Below are 16,756 nucleotides of genomic sequence, written 5' to 3'. Positions count from 1 at the left end.
CTCAGGCGCCCTTCCCCTTGACCGCTTCCATGCCGACCGATTTCGGGCTGAGCGAGGCGAACAACGCCTGGACGTAGGGCCGGAACATATGCTCGAGCGCGCCGGCGAACAGGATGACGAGGCCCTGGATGATAACGATCATGTCGCGGCTGATCGCCGGCATCTCGAAGGCGAGTTCGGCGCCGCCCTGGTAGAGCATGCCGAACAATATTGCCGCCATGACGATGCCGACCGGATGCAGGCGGCCCATCAGCGCCACCGCGATGCCGACGAAACCGGCGCCCGAAACGAATTCGAGTGCGACATTGTGCTGGTCGCCCATCGTCGGGTTGAGCGCCATCATGCCGGCTAGCGCGCCCGAGATCATCATCGCGATAATGATGATGCGGATCTCCGAAATGCCGGCATAGCGCGCCGCTTTCGGGCTGTGGCCATAGGTGCGCATCTCGTAGCCGAGCTTGGTGCGCCAGATCAGCACCCACACCAGGAAGGCCATGGCTAGCGCCAGCAGGGAACTGACGTTGAATGGCGCCGAACGGATTTTGGCGCCGAACAACTCGATGACCCAGTTGAGCTTCGGCAGTTGCGCGCCTTCGAGGAAGGTGCGCGTCTGCGGTGCCATCGAGGCGGGGGGCTTCAAGTACCCGACCAGCGCACGGACCATGACGCTGGCGGCGATGAAATTGAACATGATGGTGGTGATGACGATGTGCGAGCCGCGCTTGGCCTGCAGATAGGCCGGGATCAGCGCCCACAGCGCGCCCATCGCCGCGGCGGCGATAATGGCGATCGGGAAGGTCAGCCACCAAGGCAGCACGCTGTCGAAGGCCAGGCAAACAATGCCAATGCCGAGACCGGCGATATAGCCCTGGCCCTCGCCACCGATGTTGAACAGGCCGCAATGCGCCGCAACCGCCACCGAAAGCCCGCTGAAGATGAAGGTGGTGGCATAGAAAAGCGTGAACGCGATGCCTTGGCCGCGGCCGAAGGCACCCTCGACCAGGACGACGGCTGCGCGCAGTGGGTTCTCGCCAACCAATATGACGACGAAGCCGGCAACGACGAAGGCGACGAACAGGTTGATCAGCGGGATCAGGACGTAGTCGGCCCAGGCCGGCAGCTTGGCATAGGGAGTGCTCATTCCGCCGCCTCGCGCTGCTCGACGCCGGCCATCAGCAGGCCGAGCTCGCCCTCGGTCGCGTCGGGGCCGCGTTCGCCGACGATGCGGCCGGCAAACATCACCAGGATGCGGTCGGACAGCGAGCGGATCTCGTCGAGCTCGACCGAAACCACCAGCACCGCCTTGCCCTGGTCGCGCATGGCGATGAGGCGCTTGTGGATGAATTCGATGGCTCCGACATCGACGCCGCGCGTCGGCTGGCCGACGATCAACACGCCGGGATCTTGTTCCATTTCCCGCGCAAGCACGATCTTCTGCTGGTTGCCGCCGGAGAAATTGGCGGTCTTGAGGCGGCAGTCCGTCGGGCGGATATCATATTTGACGATCTTGTCCCGGGCATCGTTACGGATGGCGTCAATGTCAAGGAACGGCCCCTTCAGATAGCGCTCGTCGTCCTGGTAGCCGAGGATCGAATTCTCGTTCTCCTCGAAGGCCAGCACCAGCCCGACATGATGGCGGTCCTCCGGCACATGGGCAAGGCCGCGCTCGCGCAGCTCGCCAGGGTCGGCGGCGCCGGTGAGGTCGATCGGCTTGCCGTCGAGCATGACCGAGCCCGAAACGGCATGCCTGATGCCGGAAATCGCCTCGAGCAATTCGGACTGCCCGTTGCCGGCGACGCCGGCAATGCCGACGATCTCGCCGGCATGGACATCGAAAGAGACGTCGTCGACCATGGTGACGCCGCGGGAATCCTTCACCGTCAGGTTCTTGACCGCGAGCTTGACGCCGCCGGCCTTCGCCTCGCCCTTTTCGACGCGCAGCAGCACGCGCCGGCCGACCATCAGTTCGGCCAGCTCCTCGACCGTGGTCTTCCTGGTTTCGCGTGTCGCCACCATCGTGCCCTGGCGCATCACCGAGACCGTGTCGGTGATCGCCATGATCTCGCGCAGCTTATGGGTGATCAGCACGATCGTCTTGCCCTGCTCCTTCAACTGCCTGAGGATGCGGAACAGGTGGTCGGCCTCGGCCGGCGTCAGCACGCCTGTCGGCTCGTCGAGGATCAGGATCTCGGCGCCGCGATAGAGCGCCTTGAGGATTTCGACGCGTTGCTGCAGGCCGACCGGCAACTCCTCGATGATGGCGTCCGGATCAACTTCGAGCCCGTATTCGCGCTCGAGCCGCTCCAGCTCGGAACGCGCCTTGGCGATGCTCTTCTTCAGCAGCGCATCGCTTTCGGCGCCGAGAATGACGTTTTCCAGCACCGAGAAATTGTCGACCAGCATGAAATGCTGATGCACCATGCCGATGCCGAGCGCGATCGCATCATTCGGTGTCTTGATCGATGCCGGCTGCCCACCGACACGGATTTCGCCGGAATCGGCCTGGTAGAAACCATAGAGGATCGACATCAGCGTCGACTTGCCGGCGCCGTTTTCGCCGACGATGCCATGGATAGTGCCGCGCATAATCTCCAGATTGATGTCGCGGTTGGCGCGCACGGCGCCAAAGCTCTTGTCGATGCCGATCAGCTCGATTGCGGCTTGCGCCATGCAGCCTGTTCCCACTGTTATTTTTTTACCGCTTGGTCAAACGCCTAGCATGACGCCCAGTCTGTGCCAATTGGGTCCGTGCCAATTGGCCGGAGCAGGGTTCACTCTCGACAAATCCCGCCATGCTTGTCAATTTCCAACGTGGCCGCAGCCTGCACAATCGCCTGATCGAGGATTTCAAAATGACCATGCCCGAGGACCGGCTGACGACGCTGGAAATCCGCGCCGCCGAGCAGGAGAAGACCATCGAAGAACTGTCCGGCCAGATCGCCGAGCAGTGGAAGGTGATCGAGCGCATGCAGCGCAAGCTCGACGCGCTGGCCGAGCGCTTCCTGGCGCTGGAAGAACAGGCCGCACCCGATGTGCCGGTGACAAAGCCGCCGCACTGGTGAGCGGGCCGACAAGACAAAACCGCCGGGCTTCACCCGGCGGCTCGTCAGTTCAGCAGTGCCAGTCGATCAATAACGGCAATCGATCAATACGGGCAGGCATTGTCCGACATGTAGTCATGCACCTTGATGGTGCCGGCGATGATGTCGGCCTTGGCTTTTTCGACCGCCGCCTTCATCGCATCGTCGACAAGCGCCTTGTTGTTGTCGTCCATGGCGTAGTCGACGCCGCCTTCCTTGAGGCCGAGATCGTTGACGCCGGCCGTGAATTTGCCGTCCTTGGCATCCATGAAGGTGTTGTAGACGGCAACGTCGACGCGCTTGACCATGGAGGTCAGCACCTTGCCGGGCTGCAGGCCGTTCTGGTTGGAATCGACGCCGATGCCGAGCTTGCCGGCGTCGGCCGCTGCCTGCAGCACGCCGACACCGGTGCCGCCTGCCGCCGCGTAGACCACGTCGGCGCCCTGGTCGATCTGTGTCTTGGCGATCTCGCCGCCCTTGGCCGGATCGTTCCAGGCTGCCGGCGTATCGCCGGTCATGTTCTGGATGACGTCGGTGGCGCCGGCCGCCTTTGCGCCGCCGACATAGCCGCAGCCGAACCTGCGGATCAGCGGAATGTCCATGCCGCCGACGAAGCCGACCTTCTTGGTCTTGGAAGCCATCGCCGCCATCACGCCGACGAGGTAGGAGCCTTCCTGCTCCTTATAGACCAGCGAGCGGACATTGGGCTTGTCGACGACCATGTCGATGATGGCGAATTTGGTGTCGGGGAACTCGGTGGCGATCTTGTCAAGCGCGTCAGCCCACGAGAAGCCCGCCATGACGATGGGGTTGCGACCGTCCTCGGCGAAACGGCGTAGCGCCTGCTCGCGCTGGGTGGCGTTGCTGACCTCGAATTCCACATAGGGGATGCCGGTCTCGGTCTTGAACTTTTCAGCGCCGTTGAACGACGCCTCGTTGAACGATTTGTCGAACTTGCCGCCGAGATCATAGAGGATCGCGGGTTGAATGTCCGCGGCGAAGGCCGGAAGAACCATTGCAGCTGCGGCCATAAGGCCGAGAACGATACGTTTCATGTGATCCACACCCCTGTCAGTTATTTGTCCATTATGCACCGCATTCCGGCCCGGTTCTCCGGCAGGCATACGGCGTCGGGCAGGAGTGTCTTCCTCCCGCTTCGGGTCAATCTGGCACGGCCCGAAACAAAATTCACGTGGAATTTTGACCCTTTGGAAAAGCATGGCGCCGCATCGCGGCGCCACAGCATATTCCTTGCGTCAGGGGCATAAAATCAGGCGGAGACGGCGGCCGGAATGGCGCAGGAGACGCCGGTTCCCTGCAGGCCGCAATAGCCGTAGGGGTTCTTCGCCAGATATTGCTGGTGGTCTTCCTCGGCGAAGTAGAATTCCGGCGCCGGCGCGATCTCCGTGGTGATCTTGCCGCGTCCGGCGCCGCGCAGCGAACCCTCGTAGGCATCGCGCGAGGCGAGCGCCGCCTGGTACTGCGCGTCGTTGAACGTATAGATCGCCGAGCGGTAGGTGGTGCCGACATCATTGCCCTGGCGCATGCCTTGCGTCGGGTCGTGGCTTTCCCAGAACAGCTTCAAGAGCTCGGCATAGGACACGATCTTGGGGTCGTAGACGACGAGCACGACTTCGGCATGGCCGGTGAGCCCCGTGCAGGTTTCCTGATAGGTCGGGTTGGGCGTGACGCCGCCGGCATAGCCGGCCGCCGTGACCCAGACGCCCTCGACTTGCCAGAACAGGCGCTCGGCGCCCCAGAAGCAGCCCAGCCCGAACATCGCCGTTTCCATCCCTTCGGGATAAGGACCCTTGAGCGGCCTGTTCGAGACAAAGTGCTTCGATGCCGTCGGGATCGGCCGGTCGCGGCCGGGCAACGCCTCGGAGGGTTTCGGCAGGTTGAGCTTCTTGTTCAGCATGTCGCTGAGAAACATGTGTGGCTTCCTTTTCTTTTTGGTTGAGCCTTCCTGGTACGGGAACACCGGGTCAGGCTGGAAATGTCAGGTTGCGGCGAACCGCCCGCTGGGGCGCTGCCGCCTGTAACCGATGGCATAAAGAATGAACGCCAGCACCGCGAACACGGCAAAGCCGGGCTGACTGAGCACCCAGGCGATGGCACCGTCCCACAGCAGCGGGTTGATCTTATCGCGGACGAAGCTTTCGAAGGCGCTGCGCGTATCCGGCGAAACAGCGAGCCAGCTGGTGTTGAGCGGGGTCATCACCAGCGCCGAAGCCGCCACCGAGCGGGTCGCATCGAGCACGGCCATGATGACCGAAACCGAAAGCGCGACCATTGCAGCGAAACGAAAGACGAAGCGGAACATCCGGACCCTTCCTCCCCAGGAGTTTATCAGAATGTCGTGTCGGACTGTTAAATAGGACCTGCGCGCTTTATCCGCAATCGCGACACGTGAAGTTGAACCCGCGACCGCCGGTTCGCCGGAACCGGTGGCGCGCCGGACGGCAAGCACACCTCCGCCGATCGTTTCGATAGGCTCCCAACGGGTGCTCCGATAACATGGGCTGAGCATCCCTATCCGGCAAAGCGAATAGACTGCCGTTATGTCTTGGCATTCGGCACCGGATCGACTAGATGAGCCCCGCGCCTGTTGCTTTGACGGCTCGGGTGCGGGGAAAGGGTATCCGCTGGTTGACGGCGCCCACGGCCGGAATTCCGGCCGGAATCCCAAAGGAGATGCATCTCCCCAACCCGCGCGGCGAAACCGGCCGCGTCGAAAATGCTAAAAGGACGGAGAGGTGGCCGAGTGGTTGAAGGCGCACGCCTGGAAAGTGTGTTTACGGGAAACCGTAACGCGGGTTCGAATCCCGCTCTCTCCGCCAGTTAAATCTCACCGGCTCGCCGAGTCTGAAGGGACACTGGACGGCGACTGCCGCTGCGATGCAGTATCTTGAGGCAGGCAGGCAGAGGGGCGCGCGAAGGCTACTGAGCGGCTTTCATCTTCGCCGCACCCTTACCTCAGATCAGCCTACAACCAATCGGCCCGCGCTTCACCAGAAGCACGGGCTTGGTCGACTCGGCACCGGCGCCGCCCCGTCTAGCGCGGGACCGCTTGTATTCCCGAGACCGAGCGCTCTGTTTCGGCGGAGAAAACCACGAAGGCAAAGATCAGCACGGCGACAGCGACGATCATTGAGCCGGTGGCCACGATCGGCTCGAGCGCCGGATTTCCCTGCAGCATCAGGTAAAGCGCCGGCAGCATCACGACCAGGCCGAGATTGTAGACGCCATAGTGGATCATCGCGCTCCTGCGGGCAGCCTTCGCCGGGTTCAGCGCATAATAGCCGCCGAATATTGCACTGGTGACCCAGCCCAGCAGGTTGATGTGCGCGTGAGCCGGAAACGCGCCGTGATCGCCTGAAATTGCCATCTGCAGGCCAGCTGCAATTCCCAGAATAAGAAAGATGATGGCTGTCTTGAAAAAGAGTTCCGAAACCTTCGGCATGTCATTCTCCCAAACCCGTTTTGCCGCATCATGCTGTGGTTCCGGCGATCTTGCCAAGGGACCGTCGAGCCTGCGGAGCCATTTGTCGCCGGCCAGACAGCCCGTTGGCGGCCGGCCGCCGGGCCTGGCCGGTTGCGAGTCCAGCCAGCAAAAAATATGCACTCACGCTAATTTAATTGCAACATTACCGGGCAGGCTTCATGTCGTTCTCGCCAGGAAAGTGTCCTGCACGATGGTGGTACCATACGCGCCAAAGGTCTGCCCGTCAGTGTTGCAGCAAGGCCTCGCCGAACTTCTCCCACAGCTGTGCGCAATCTGTTGCTCTGAGGCTGGGGGTTCCGAGTGGGCCATATCTGATGACGGCGGCGTGAACATCATAGCCAACGATAGGTGCATTGGCGACAAAGTGGATAGCCTCGCCCAATCGGCGGGGGCCAATTGGCGCATCGGTTTTGTTGGTGATGTCGAAGACACCACGAATATCCGCTTCCTGATTCCTGGCTGCCAACGCAGCCGCCATTACCCTTTCTTGCATCATCGAAATCTCTCCTATCGGTCTAAGTCTAAGAACCGCGGCTTGTGCCGGTCCGGCAGCTGACAACCGGCAAATCGAAGTGCCTTTTGCAGCATCTCGATTGGCTCTTGCTGCGAGCCACTCCGCCCGCTCCCGCGGCAAGCCGATAAGGCAACTGCCAGCGAAATCCGCAGGCACGTCCACGGTCGCATCAAACACGGCCCACGTGCCAGTCGGCTCCTGAACGGGCAAAAACCTCATAACAGCGCCTGCTAATATACTATGCCGACTGTGAGGACGAGACTTTTTCCTGCATCAACTAAACGAATGAGAGCTGGTGTCGAAGTGCCGGGCGACGCTCGTCGAAAACAAATCGTCGGCGACATCGCCTGGATCGAAGGTGGGCCTGAGCAGCGATCCGGCCGCATTCGGGGCTCGCCGACAGGGACAAGCACAAGACGCAGCGCCGGCACGCCTCGTCAGATGTTACTTTCTGCCCTGCGGATAGATCGTCTCGCCGCGCTTCAGCATCTCCACGAACGCCGCGATCTTCTTCTTGCGTCCGGCTTCGGTTTTCATGTTGTGGATGCGGAAGGCGAGTGCGAAGCGGTTTTGGCCGCTGAGCTTTGCCAGCATCTCTTTCGCCGTGGGCTCGGCGTCTATTGCCGCCTGGAGGTCGTCGGGGATCTTCATCTCCTTGCCGCTCTTGTAGGCGCGCGCCCAGCGGCCGTCGGCCTTGGCCGCATCGACCTGCCTCAGCCCGTGCTCGGTCATCCGGCCCTCCTCGATCAGCCGGGCGACATTGTCGACATTGATCTGGCTCCAGGTGCTCTTCTTGCCGCGCGGGGTGTAGCGCTGCAGGTAGCTTTTGCCGTCCAAGGCCTTGCGCACCGCATCGATCCAGCCCCAGCACAACGCCACGTCGATGGCTTGCTTCGGAGTGATCGACGGCAGTCCCGAATCGAGCTTATGGATCTTGATCCAGACTTCGTCCTCGCTGTCGTGATGCTCGCCAAGCCAGGCATGGAAGCTTTCGGCATCCCTGAACTCGCGCACCTTGGCGGGGTCGACCTTGACGGGCGCCATCAGCCGGTCCGCCCGTGACGCAGGCGCGTAACGACGCCGAACCGGTTGCCGGCCGCGCGCGCGCTCATCTCAGCTCCGAGTCCGCAATCCGCAGGCCTGGTGATTCTCGCCGGCACGCATTCAGCCCGCACGATTGGGCGTGCCGAGGACATGGGATTTCGGCGGCAGCATGACGTCGTCGAATGTCTGCGTGAACATCGCCGCCGCAAAGAAAGCGACGGCGCGCAGGGTTTCGGTGCCGGTGTTGACGAGGTCGTGCCTGACCGGCGTCGGAAGTACCAGGACGCTGCCGGGCCCGACCGGGTGGGTGCTGCCGCCCTCGATGTGCAGCTCGCCGGTGCCGGCGATGATGTATTGCGTCTCTTCGGTGGCGTCGCTGTGCCAGCCGAGCCGCTTGCCGGGCTCGATCTCGTAGACAATGACCGAGGACTGGGTGGTGCCGTGCCCGCCGTAAACCGCGAAAGCGCCGGCCCATTTGACCGACGGATCGTCCTCTGCCCAAACCAGCGAACGTTCGAGCCTGTCGGATGCGACGACTGCTGTCATGGCTTCGTTCCTCTCAGCGAATTGCGAACACGAATCTAGATGATTTTTCTGGTCTGCGTCAGCAAAACTGGCTGCTGACCGTTCCCTCGCCCATAGCGCGTGACGATTTGTCGGGCCGCGATCCGACCTATTCTACTCTCGGGCCGGATCACTGAGCCGATTCCCCAATGCAACCAAGCCTTTACCTTTTAGCCAGTTTTAAGTTGCCCCTGCGTTGCGTTCGTGGTCCGGTACAACCAGGGCGCTCAATGCGGCATTCGGCAACGGTCGCCCCACCGACCGTCAAGGCAACACACCGTCGAGCCAACACAGGAGATAGCAATGGGCATTTTCGACAGTATCAAAGGTGCGATTTTCGGAAACGCGGTTGCGGCCGAAGCGCCGCCGGCGCAACCGTCTCCCGCGCCTGCTTCGAGCACGGCCACCCAGCCGACGGCGCCTACCCGATCCGCCCCGGCTGCAACCCCGGCTCCGGCCGCGCCGGCCGCGCCGTCCTCTGCCCCGGACATCGCTGCCATTCTCGACAAGGCGGTGGCCGCGAAGGGGCAGAAACTCAACTGGAAGAATTCGATCGTCGACCTGATGAAGGCTCTGAATATCGACAGCAGCCTCGGCGCCCGCAAGGAGCTTGCCCACGAGCTGAACTACACCGGCGATATGAACGACACTGTAACGATGAATCTGTGGCTGCACGACGCACTGATGAAAAAGCTGGCCGAGAATGGCGGCAAGCTTCCGAGCGACCTGGCCGCCTAGAGTCACAAGACAAGCAATTCCAGGAAAACGTGTGAACGGTTTTCCGTCCGGAATTGCGTCAAACAAAAAGACAGACCGGTTCGGCGTTTCCGTGAAACGACGAACCGTCCCGGTCCTGCCCGCACCGTGGTTCTTGCTGCGCTGGCTTCGGCCGCAACCGAGCAGACCACACTGCCAAGCATCAGACTGCCAGTAAATAAAATTGAGACCGATCCCGGCCGCCGGGATTGGGGCTATGGCGAAGTCGCATGGCACAAAAGCGCTGCCGCCTCGCGCCCGGATTGCCTCCCGCAAAACCGACGATTTCGGTCGCTGCCCACGCGCTGGTAGGACCACCATTTCGCTGGCGAAACGCGACGTTCGGCGTATCATTCTCCCGGGAGAGGGTTCATGGTGGGAGGAAGCCAATGAACGTGGTGCAGCGGGTGACCGTCGCCGACTTGACGGCCCAAGAGCTTGTTTCATCTGCGCTTTCACGGTTCGGTGCCGGCGACACCATATCGACGAGGGCGATGCTGGACATCGTTCGCAGGACGGCCCCGGCCTGCGGCAACAGTGACGACGATCTGGTCGAGCTTATCGTCATGACGGCCGTTGGTAGGACCATGGGCGTCGTGTTCGACCATCGCTCCCATTAGCAATCCGGAACGAATACCAGGCTGCGCCCAGGAGCAGTGGCGGGCGGTTGGCAGCGCCGCCAAAGAGGCCAGCCTGTTTGTGCGCGAAGGCCGGCCTGACGCCAAGCCCCTGCTTTGAGCAAACCGCCGCGCATGCCCGGTCATGCCCGAGGGCAGGCAACTGGGCGACACGCTCGAAGGAACTCGCTGAAATCTTGCCCGTTATGCTCTCGTCGAGATGAGGAGAGCTGCCATGGCCGACGACAAAACCAAGACCGACAGTCGCGACCGCTCACGAATGGCGGGCGGCGAAGACTACGAGGTACGTCACTTCGCCGAGGAAGCGGGCATCACCCCGGATCAGGCACGCACGCTGATCAAGCGCCACGGCACCGACCGCAAGGTGCTGAACGAAATCGCCGAAAGCATAAGAGCGTCGTAATGGCTGACAAGAAAACCGCAATGGCCGACCGCAAGACGCGCGATCCGGACGAAAAGGAGGCTCTGCGCCTGGCCGAAACCACCGACGTTTCGCCGAAGCAGGCGAAGGATCTGATGCGCAAGCACGGCAAGGACAGCCCGAAGGTCGAGAAGGAAGCCAAGAACTTCAAGGCCGAGGGCTGAGCCGCCGAGCCGGTTGGACGCGCGGCACAGGGTTGTGGCCGCAATCCTGCAGCTTATCGGTTTTCTAACAAATTCGGCCTATCCCTTCCGCTATCGCGGCTCAGGGATGCCATATGCGCGGGATATCTGGTGAGGCGAGGCCGTCGATAGACGACATACGGCATGTGAGGCTGATGTTTTGCCTGCTGGCGGCGGTCGTGATGGCGGCGGCGCTCCTCGCCTTTGCCACCTCCCTCCTGCAGGATCCTGATAGCTGGTGGCACATCAAGATCGGCATGGATATGCTGGCAAGCCGCACATTCCCCACCGTCGACATCTATTCCTATACTTTTGCCGGCCAGCCATGGATCGCCAAGGAATGGCTTAGCCAGGTTCTCCTTGCAATTGCCTTTGAAGCCGGCGGCTGGAACGGCGTGGTGCTGCTGGCGACTGCAATAATCGCGCTGACGGTCTTTTTGACGTCGTGGTATCTCAGCGCGTGGTTGAAGCCGACGCTGGCGATAGGACTGACGCTGGTTCTCGCGCTCTTGATCGGGCCAGTCTATGTCGCCCGGCCGCACATCTTTACCTTGCCCATCATCGTCGTCTGGACCGCCGGTCTTTTCCAGGCCGCACGCAACGAGAAAGCACCGCCCTTATGGCTGCTGGCGCTGCTTTGCCTGTGGGCCAATCTCCATGCCACCTTCACCTTCGGTTTCGTCATCGCCGCCTTCGCCGGCCTCGATCTCGTCACGCGCACACGCTTGTCGAACCCCTGGCTGCTGGCCAAGTGGATCGTTTTCGGGCTGCTTTGCCCGCTGGTCAGCCTGCTCAATCCCTATGGCGTCAAGGCCATACTCGCCACATTCACCGTGGCCTATGGCAATGAGGCGGTGCCTTACATTGCGGAGTGGCAACCCTTCGACGCCTCGCGGCACACCCTCCAGGAGGTGGCCCTGCTGGTGGCGTTTTTCGGGCTGCTCGTGTCGAGATTGCGCATTGGCTGGGCCAAGGCGCTGTTCCTTGTCTTCACGTTGCACGTCTATCTCACCCACATACGGTTCATGTACCTGTTCTTTCTTCTCGTGCCGGTGGTCCTTGCCGTCGAGGTCGCGCAACAATATCCAGCGCTTTCAGCCGCGAAATGGGCGGCTGAAAAGCGCGACGGACTTGAACAATTTTTCGCACGGCAATTTTCCAGGATTTGTGCTGGACTTGCCGTTTTGCTGGTTTTGGCGGCTGCCGCCTTCACGACCTATCCGGTCGCGCCGAGCCAGAAGACCTCGGCGAGGGACGCACTGGCCTTCGCCCAAACCCATAATCTGTCGGGCAATCTGCTGAACTCCTACGATTTCGGCGGCACGCTGATTTTCCACGGCGTCAAGACGTTTATCGACGGCCGGGCGGATCAGCTCTTCCTGAATGGCTTTACGGAAACGGATGAGCAGACGGGGCACAGCCGGGGCAAGCCGATCCTGAAAGCCCAACTCGACAAATATACGATAGGCTGGGCATTGTTGACCGCCGACGACAGCCGCGTTCCGTTCTTCGACGAACTGGGCTGGAAGCGGGCCTACGCGGACGACTACGCGGTGATCTACACCCGCGCGGACTGAGCCCCGGCAGCTTCGCGCGCCGGTGCGCACCTCCCTCCTGAAGCTGTGGCCAGCGCCGAGGCGGCGAAATCCTTATGGGATTTTGATTTCTTTGCTCCGCGTCCCGTCTCGAACCTTTATGGCACTTTGATCCATATTCACAGGAGCGATGTATCCGGCCGCCGATATGATGCGGTGAGCGGATTTTGGCAGTTTTGTCCAAGTTGAAAAGAACGAACACAACATAAGGAAAATGCGCGGTGGACATAGTTGTTGTCGCGATTGGAATCGCGTTCTTTGCTCTATGCTTCGGCTACATCAAAGCCTGCGACAAGCTGTAAGTTTAGGGGATCGTAACATGCTATTCGACTATATCCTCGGCGGCGCCGTGACCTTGTTTCTTCTCGCCTACCTGACATACGCCCTCGTTCGCCCGGAACGCTTCTGATCTCCACTGGCAAGGAGCCAACCCCATGACAATCAACGGATGGCTGCAGATCCTCGTCTATTGCGGGATCGTCGTTTTGCTGGCCAAGCCGCTCGGCGGCTACATGCATCGCGTTTTCAGCGGCGAGCGCACATTCCTGTCGTCAATTCTGGCCCCGCTCGAGCGCGGGCTCTACCGCATATCAGGGACCAGCGAGCGCGAGGAGCAGCACTGGACTTCCTATGCGGCGGCCCTGCTGTTCTTTAACCTGGCCGGCTTCCTGGTGCTCTATTCGCTGCAACGGCTGCAAGGCGGCCTGCCTTACAATCCGGCCGGCATGACCGCCGTCGAACCTGGGCTGGCCTTCAACACCGCCGCCAGCTTCATGACCAACACCAACTGGCAGAACTACGGCGGCGAAAGCACGATGTCCTATCTCGTGCAGATGGCCGGCTTGACCGTGCAGAATTTTCTGTCGGCGGCGACCGGGATCGCCATTGCGGTCGCACTGATCCGCGGCTTTGCCAGGGCCTCAGGCAAATCGATCGGCAATTTCTGGGTCGATATGACCCGCGGCACGCTCTACCTGCTTTTGCCCTTTTGCATCGTGTTGACTCTGGTCTATGTCTATCTCGGCATGCCGCAGACGCTCGCTGCCTACGTCAACGCGACGACGCTCGAAGGCGCGCAACAGACTATCGCGGTCGGGCCGGTCGCTTCCCAGGTTGCCGTCAAGATGCTCGGCACCAATGGCGGCGGTTTCTTCAACGCCAATGCAGCGCATCCCTTCGAAAATCCCGATGCAATCTCCAACCTGATCCAGATGGTGACGATCTTCGCCCTCGGCGCGGCGTTGACCAATGTCTTCGGCCGCATGGTAGGCAACCAGCGCCAGGGCTGGGCAATTCTGTCGGCTATGGGCGTGCTGTTCATCGCCGGCGTTGCCGTCTGCTACTGGGCGGAAGCCGCCGGCAATCCGCTCGTCCATGCGCTGGGCGTCGACGGCGGCAACATGGAGGGCAAGGAGAGCCGCTTCGGCATCGCCCTGTCGGCACTGTTTGCCGTCATCACCACGGCCGCATCCTGCGGCGCGGTCAACGCCATGCATGACAGCTTCACCGCACTCGGCGGCATGATCCCCATCATCAACATGCAGCTCGGCGAGGTCATTGTCGGCGGCGTCGGCGCCGGCTTCTACGGTATCCTGATGTTCATCGTCATTGCCGTTTTCGTCGCCGGGCTGATGGTCGGACGCACGCCCGAATATCTCGGCAAGAAGATCGAGGCCAAGGAGGTCAAGATGGCTATGCTGGCCGTGCTCTGCCTGCCGCTTGCAATGCTGATCTTCACCGCTATCGCGGTGGTGCTGCCGACCGGCGTTGCTTCCATCGCCAATGCCGGCCCGCACGGCTTCTCCGAGGTTCTCTATGCCTACACCTCGGCCGCGGCGAACAATGGCTCCGCCTTTGGCGGCCTCAGCGGCAACACGCCCTGGTACAACGTAACGCTCGGCATCGGCATGCTGATGGGCCGGTTCCTGGTCATTATTCCGGCGTTGGCGATTGCTGGCTCGCTGGTTGCGAAGAAGACCGTCCCTGCCTCCGCCGGCACCTTCCCGACCGACGGTCCGCTGTTCGTCGGGCTGCTGGCCGGTGTCATCCTGATCGTCGGCGGCCTGACCTTCTTCCCGGCCCTGGCGGTCGGACCGATCGTCGAGCACCTGGCGATGATTCACGGTCAGACATTCTGAAACGACGATGCCCTGGTTCGAGATCATGCCTCGAAAAGGTCCGGCATCGCCCCGAGCCGGAGGGGGAGAAAACGCCTCCTCCTTTCCCGACGCTGTCCACATTCCTCGCTATTGCGGCAGCCTTGATCATGATCTGGCTGCTGGCTTACGGGCCGCCGCACCTTCGTTCGGCACACGATCGACCGGTCAACAACATCGACACTGGAGCTACCAAATGAGCCCGTCGAAATCCGTGAGCATCATGGATACCCGCATTCTGTGGCCCGCTATCGGCGATTCCTTCAGAAAACTGAACCCGCGCACCTTGATGCGAAACCCGGTAATGTTTGTCGTCGCCGTCGTCTCGGCGCTCACCACCGTGCTGTTCGTCAAGGATCTCGTTACCAGCGGCGGCGATCTTGGCTTCACGCTGCAGATCATCATCTGGCTGTGGTTCACCGTGCTCTTCGCCAATTTCGCCGAAGCGGTGGCCGAAGGCCGCGGCAAGGCGCAAGCTGACTCGCTGCGTCGGGCGCGAACCGAGACGCAGGCCAAGCTGTTGAACGGTGGCGACCGCAGCAAGTTCAAACTGGTGCCCGGCACCAGCCTGAAGGTCGGCGACATCGTGCTTGTCGAAGCCGGCGACATCATCCCCTCGGACGGCGAGGTGGTCGAAGGCGTGGCGTCGGTCAACGAGGCGGCCATCACCGGCGAATCCGCACCGGTCATCCGCGAATCCGGAGGCGATCGTTCGGCGGTGACCGGCGGCACGCAGGTCTTGTCCGACTGGATCCGCGTGCGCATCACCGCGGCTGCCGGTCATACGTTCCTCGACCGCATGATCTCGCTGGTCGAGGGCGCCGAGCGCCAGAAGACACCCAACGAGATCGCGCTCAACATCCTGCTCGTCGGCATGACGCTGATCTTCGTGCTGGCGACGGCGACGATCCCGAGCTTCGCCTCGTATTCGGGCGGCTATATCTCGGTGACCGTGCTGGTCGCCCTGTTCGTTACCCTGATTCCGACCACAATTGGCGCCCTGCTGTCGGCTATCGGCATTGCCGGCATGGACCGCCTGGTGCGCTTCAACGTGCTCGCCATGTCGGGCCGCGCCGTCGAGGCGGCCGGCGATGTCGACACGCTGCTGCTCGACAAGACCGGAACCATCACGCTGGGCAACCGTCAGGCGACGGCATTTCGTCCGGTCAAGGGCGTCACCGAACAGGAACTGGCCGACGCGGCTCAGCTTGCCTCGCTTGCCGACGAAACGCCGGAAGGCCGCTCGATCGTCGTCCTGGCGAAGGAAAAATACGCCATCCGCGCCCGCGACATGGCAAGTCTGCATGCGACTTTCGTGCCCTTCACCGCGCAAACCCGCATGAGCGGTGTCGATCTGGAAGGCTCCTCGGTCCGCAAGGGCGCAGTCGATGCGGTACTTGCCCACGTCAACCTCTCGACCGTTGCCACAGGCAGTACGCGCCCCGGCAGCGACACCGTCCGCGACCTTCAGGCGATCGCCGACGAGATCGCCAAATCGGGTGGCACTCCACTCGCGGTAGAGCGCGACGGGCGCCTGCTCGGCGTCGTCCATCTGAAGGACATCGTCAAGGGCGGCATCGCAGAACGCTTTGCCGAATTGCGCCGCATAGGCATCCGCACGGTGATGATCACCGGCGATAATCCGATGACCGCGGCGGCGATCGCGGCGGAAGCCGGCGTCGACGACTTCCTTGCCCAGGCGACGCCCGAGGACAAGTTGAAGCTGATCCGCGACGAGCAGGCCAAAGGCAAACTGGTCGCGATGTGCGGCGATGGCACCAACGATGCGCCGGCCCTTGCGCAGGCCGATGTCGGCGTTGCCATGAACACCGGCACGGTCGCGGCGCGCGAGGCCGGCAACATGGTCGATCTCGACAGCGATCCGACCAAGCTGATCGAGATCGTCGAAATCGGCAAGGCGCTCCTGATGACGCGTGGCTCGCTGACCACCTTCTCCATCGCCAACGACGTGGCCAAGTATTTTGCCATCATCCCGGCAATATTCGCCGTCTTCTACATCGCCCCGGGCCAGACCGCCGGGCCGCTGCAAGCGCTCAATGTCATGCATCTGGCGACGCCGCAGAGCGCTATCCTCTCGGCCATCATCTTCAACGCGCTGATCATCATTGCGCTGATCCCGCTGTCGCTGAGGGGCGTCAAATACCGCGCGGTCGGCGCCGGTGCGCTGCTCAGCCGCAATCTCATTGTCTATGGCCTTGGCGGCGTCGTAGTGCCCTTCGTCGGCATCAAGATGATCGACATGGCCATCACCGCTCTCGGTCTCGCCTAAGGAACCACGTC

The 16,756-nt window shown here is 62.0% G+C and carries 18 protein-coding genes and 1 tRNA gene; 10 read left to right on the top strand and 9 right to left on the bottom strand.

The features are described 5' to 3' along the window. Position 1: 1 nt before the first annotated feature. Positions 2-1,141: an ABC transporter permease gene (locus tag NKI16_RS06215; protein ID WP_023675313.1), complete on the bottom strand. Its 1,140-nt coding sequence runs from the start codon at positions 1,139-1,141 to the stop codon at positions 2-4. Beyond that, on the bottom strand, positions 1,138-2,670 hold the full coding sequence (locus NKI16_RS06210) for an ABC transporter ATP-binding protein (RefSeq protein WP_352620303.1): 1,533 nt from the start codon (positions 2,668-2,670) through the stop codon (positions 1,138-1,140). The genes NKI16_RS06215 and NKI16_RS06210 overlap by 4 nt, the downstream gene beginning before the upstream one ends. Before the next feature lie 182 nt (positions 2,671-2,852). Between NKI16_RS06210 and NKI16_RS06205 the strand changes: the two genes are divergently transcribed. Continuing rightward, the gene (locus tag NKI16_RS06205) at positions 2,853-3,062 is read left to right on the top strand and encodes a SlyX family protein (protein WP_031211352.1); all 210 of its coding nucleotides are present in this window, start codon (positions 2,853-2,855) and stop codon (positions 3,060-3,062) included. A gap of 83 nt (positions 3,063-3,145) precedes the next feature. On the opposite strand, the gene NKI16_RS06200 is transcribed toward NKI16_RS06205, so the two are convergent. The 3 genes from NKI16_RS06200 to NKI16_RS06190 form a co-directional block, all read right to left on the bottom strand. After that, complete coding sequence (locus NKI16_RS06200; protein WP_023675310.1) at positions 3,146-4,135, bottom strand: BMP family lipoprotein; 990 nt, start codon at positions 4,133-4,135, stop codon at positions 3,146-3,148. A 215-nt stretch (positions 4,136-4,350) separates the two neighbouring features. Further along, positions 4,351-5,013 (bottom strand): peptide-methionine (S)-S-oxide reductase MsrA, encoded by a 663-nt coding sequence (msrA, locus tag NKI16_RS06195; protein ID WP_352568194.1) that lies wholly within the window; start codon positions 5,011-5,013, stop codon positions 4,351-4,353. Positions 5,014-5,079: 66 nt separating this feature from the next. Then, the gene (locus NKI16_RS06190; protein WP_352620300.1) at positions 5,080-5,403 is read right to left on the bottom strand and encodes a hypothetical protein; all 324 of its coding nucleotides are present in this window, start codon (positions 5,401-5,403) and stop codon (positions 5,080-5,082) included. A gap of 427 nt (positions 5,404-5,830) precedes the next feature. On the opposite strand from NKI16_RS06190, the gene NKI16_RS06185 reads away from it, so the two are divergent. After that, positions 5,831-5,920 (top strand) — tRNA-Ser (locus NKI16_RS06185). Positions 5,921-6,135: 215 nt separating this feature from the next. Here the strand turns inward: NKI16_RS06185 and NKI16_RS06180 are convergent. The 4 genes from NKI16_RS06180 to NKI16_RS06165 form a co-directional block, all read right to left on the bottom strand. Next, a complete protein-coding gene (locus NKI16_RS06180; protein ID WP_023675307.1) occupies positions 6,136-6,543 on the bottom strand; it encodes a hypothetical protein in 408 nt (135 codons plus the stop codon). 265 nt (positions 6,544-6,808) lie between these two features. After that, positions 6,809-7,081: a hypothetical protein gene (locus NKI16_RS06175; protein ID WP_031211351.1), complete on the bottom strand. Its 273-nt coding sequence runs from the start codon at positions 7,079-7,081 to the stop codon at positions 6,809-6,811. A gap of 462 nt (positions 7,082-7,543) precedes the next feature. Beyond that, a complete protein-coding gene (locus tag NKI16_RS06170; protein WP_352620298.1) occupies positions 7,544-8,143 on the bottom strand; it encodes a YdeI/OmpD-associated family protein in 600 nt (199 codons plus the stop codon). 120 nt (positions 8,144-8,263) lie between these two features. Then, a complete protein-coding gene (locus NKI16_RS06165) occupies positions 8,264-8,689 on the bottom strand; it encodes a cupin domain-containing protein (protein WP_023675305.1) in 426 nt (141 codons plus the stop codon). Positions 8,690-9,010: 321 nt separating this feature from the next. Here NKI16_RS06165 and NKI16_RS06160 point away from each other — a divergent pair, with 321 nt between their 5' ends. The 8 genes from NKI16_RS06160 to kdpB all read left to right on the top strand — a co-directional run bounded on the left by NKI16_RS06160 (position 9,011) and on the right by kdpB (position 16,745). Next, positions 9,011-9,445 carry a DUF3597 domain-containing protein gene (locus NKI16_RS06160; RefSeq protein ID WP_023675304.1) on the top strand — a complete coding sequence of 145 codons (435 nt, stop codon included), beginning with the start codon at positions 9,011-9,013 and terminating at the stop codon, positions 9,443-9,445. 407 nt (positions 9,446-9,852) lie between these two features. Further along, a complete protein-coding gene (locus NKI16_RS06155; RefSeq protein ID WP_023675303.1) occupies positions 9,853-10,083 on the top strand; it encodes a hypothetical protein in 231 nt (76 codons plus the stop codon). 232 nt (positions 10,084-10,315) lie between these two features. Next, the gene (locus NKI16_RS06150) at positions 10,316-10,504 is read left to right on the top strand and encodes a DUF3606 domain-containing protein (RefSeq protein WP_023675302.1); all 189 of its coding nucleotides are present in this window, start codon (positions 10,316-10,318) and stop codon (positions 10,502-10,504) included. Continuing rightward, positions 10,504-10,686, top strand: a complete 183-nt coding sequence (locus tag NKI16_RS06145) for a hypothetical protein (protein ID WP_254816845.1) — start codon at positions 10,504-10,506, stop codon at positions 10,684-10,686. Before NKI16_RS06150 ends, NKI16_RS06145 begins: the two co-directional genes overlap by 1 nt. 113 nt (positions 10,687-10,799) lie before the next feature. Beyond that, positions 10,800-12,281 (top strand): hypothetical protein, encoded by a 1,482-nt coding sequence (locus tag NKI16_RS06140; protein WP_352922338.1) that lies wholly within the window; start codon positions 10,800-10,802, stop codon positions 12,279-12,281. 337 nt (positions 12,282-12,618) lie between these two features. Beyond that, positions 12,619-12,708: a K(+)-transporting ATPase subunit F gene (locus NKI16_RS06135; protein ID WP_023675300.1), complete on the top strand. Its 90-nt coding sequence runs from the start codon at positions 12,619-12,621 to the stop codon at positions 12,706-12,708. Positions 12,709-12,733: 25 nt separating this feature from the next. Then, positions 12,734-14,437 (top strand): potassium-transporting ATPase subunit KdpA, encoded by a 1,704-nt coding sequence (kdpA, locus tag NKI16_RS06130; RefSeq protein WP_352588299.1) that lies wholly within the window; start codon positions 12,734-12,736, stop codon positions 14,435-14,437. Positions 14,438-14,651: 214 nt separating this feature from the next. Next, a complete protein-coding gene (kdpB, locus tag NKI16_RS06125) occupies positions 14,652-16,745 on the top strand; it encodes a potassium-transporting ATPase subunit KdpB (protein WP_352588305.1) in 2,094 nt (697 codons plus the stop codon). The last annotated feature ends 11 nt before the right edge of the window (positions 16,746-16,756 follow it).

This window comes from Mesorhizobium sp. M0698, assembly GCF_040320455.1.
Lineage (GTDB): Bacteria > Pseudomonadota > Alphaproteobacteria > Rhizobiales > Rhizobiaceae > Mesorhizobium.
The sequence above is the reverse complement of the archived record's forward strand: the minus strand, read 5'-3'. Positions and strand labels throughout refer to the sequence as shown.

Excerpts from the sequence above, each read along its gene's own strand:
- NKI16_RS06215 (WP_023675313.1), bottom strand. The coding sequence starts at position 1,141 with ATGAGCACTCCCTATGCCAAGCTGCCGGCCTGGGCCGACTACGTCCTG.
- NKI16_RS06210 (WP_352620303.1), bottom strand. The coding sequence starts at position 2,670 with ATGGCGCAAGCCGCAATCGAGCTGATCGGCATCGACAAGAGCTTTGGC.
- NKI16_RS06205 (WP_031211352.1), top strand. The coding sequence starts at position 2,853 with ATGACCATGCCCGAGGACCGGCTGACGACGCTGGAAATCCGCGCCGCC.
- NKI16_RS06200 (WP_023675310.1), bottom strand. The coding sequence starts at position 4,135 with ATGAAACGTATCGTTCTCGGCCTTATGGCCGCAGCTGCAATGGTTCTT.
- msrA (WP_352568194.1), bottom strand. The coding sequence starts at position 5,013 with ATGTTTCTCAGCGACATGCTGAACAAGAAGCTCAACCTGCCGAAACCC.
- NKI16_RS06190 (WP_352620300.1), bottom strand. The coding sequence starts at position 5,403 with ATGTTCCGCTTCGTCTTTCGTTTCGCTGCAATGGTCGCGCTTTCGGTT.
- NKI16_RS06180 (WP_023675307.1), bottom strand. The coding sequence starts at position 6,543 with ATGCCGAAGGTTTCGGAACTCTTTTTCAAGACAGCCATCATCTTTCTT.
- NKI16_RS06175 (WP_031211351.1), bottom strand. The coding sequence starts at position 7,081 with ATGATGCAAGAAAGGGTAATGGCGGCTGCGTTGGCAGCCAGGAATCAG.
- NKI16_RS06170 (WP_352620298.1), bottom strand. The coding sequence starts at position 8,143 with ATGGCGCCCGTCAAGGTCGACCCCGCCAAGGTGCGCGAGTTCAGGGAT.
- NKI16_RS06165 (WP_023675305.1), bottom strand. The coding sequence starts at position 8,689 with ATGACAGCAGTCGTCGCATCCGACAGGCTCGAACGTTCGCTGGTTTGG.
- NKI16_RS06160 (WP_023675304.1), top strand. The coding sequence starts at position 9,011 with ATGGGCATTTTCGACAGTATCAAAGGTGCGATTTTCGGAAACGCGGTT.
- NKI16_RS06155 (WP_023675303.1), top strand. The coding sequence starts at position 9,853 with ATGAACGTGGTGCAGCGGGTGACCGTCGCCGACTTGACGGCCCAAGAG.
- NKI16_RS06150 (WP_023675302.1), top strand. The coding sequence starts at position 10,316 with ATGGCCGACGACAAAACCAAGACCGACAGTCGCGACCGCTCACGAATG.
- NKI16_RS06145 (WP_254816845.1), top strand. The coding sequence starts at position 10,504 with ATGGCTGACAAGAAAACCGCAATGGCCGACCGCAAGACGCGCGATCCG.
- NKI16_RS06140 (WP_352922338.1), top strand. The coding sequence starts at position 10,800 with ATGCGCGGGATATCTGGTGAGGCGAGGCCGTCGATAGACGACATACGG.
- NKI16_RS06135 (WP_023675300.1), top strand. The coding sequence starts at position 12,619 with ATGCTATTCGACTATATCCTCGGCGGCGCCGTGACCTTGTTTCTTCTC.
- kdpA (WP_352588299.1), top strand. The coding sequence starts at position 12,734 with ATGACAATCAACGGATGGCTGCAGATCCTCGTCTATTGCGGGATCGTC.
- kdpB (WP_352588305.1), top strand. The coding sequence starts at position 14,652 with ATGAGCCCGTCGAAATCCGTGAGCATCATGGATACCCGCATTCTGTGG.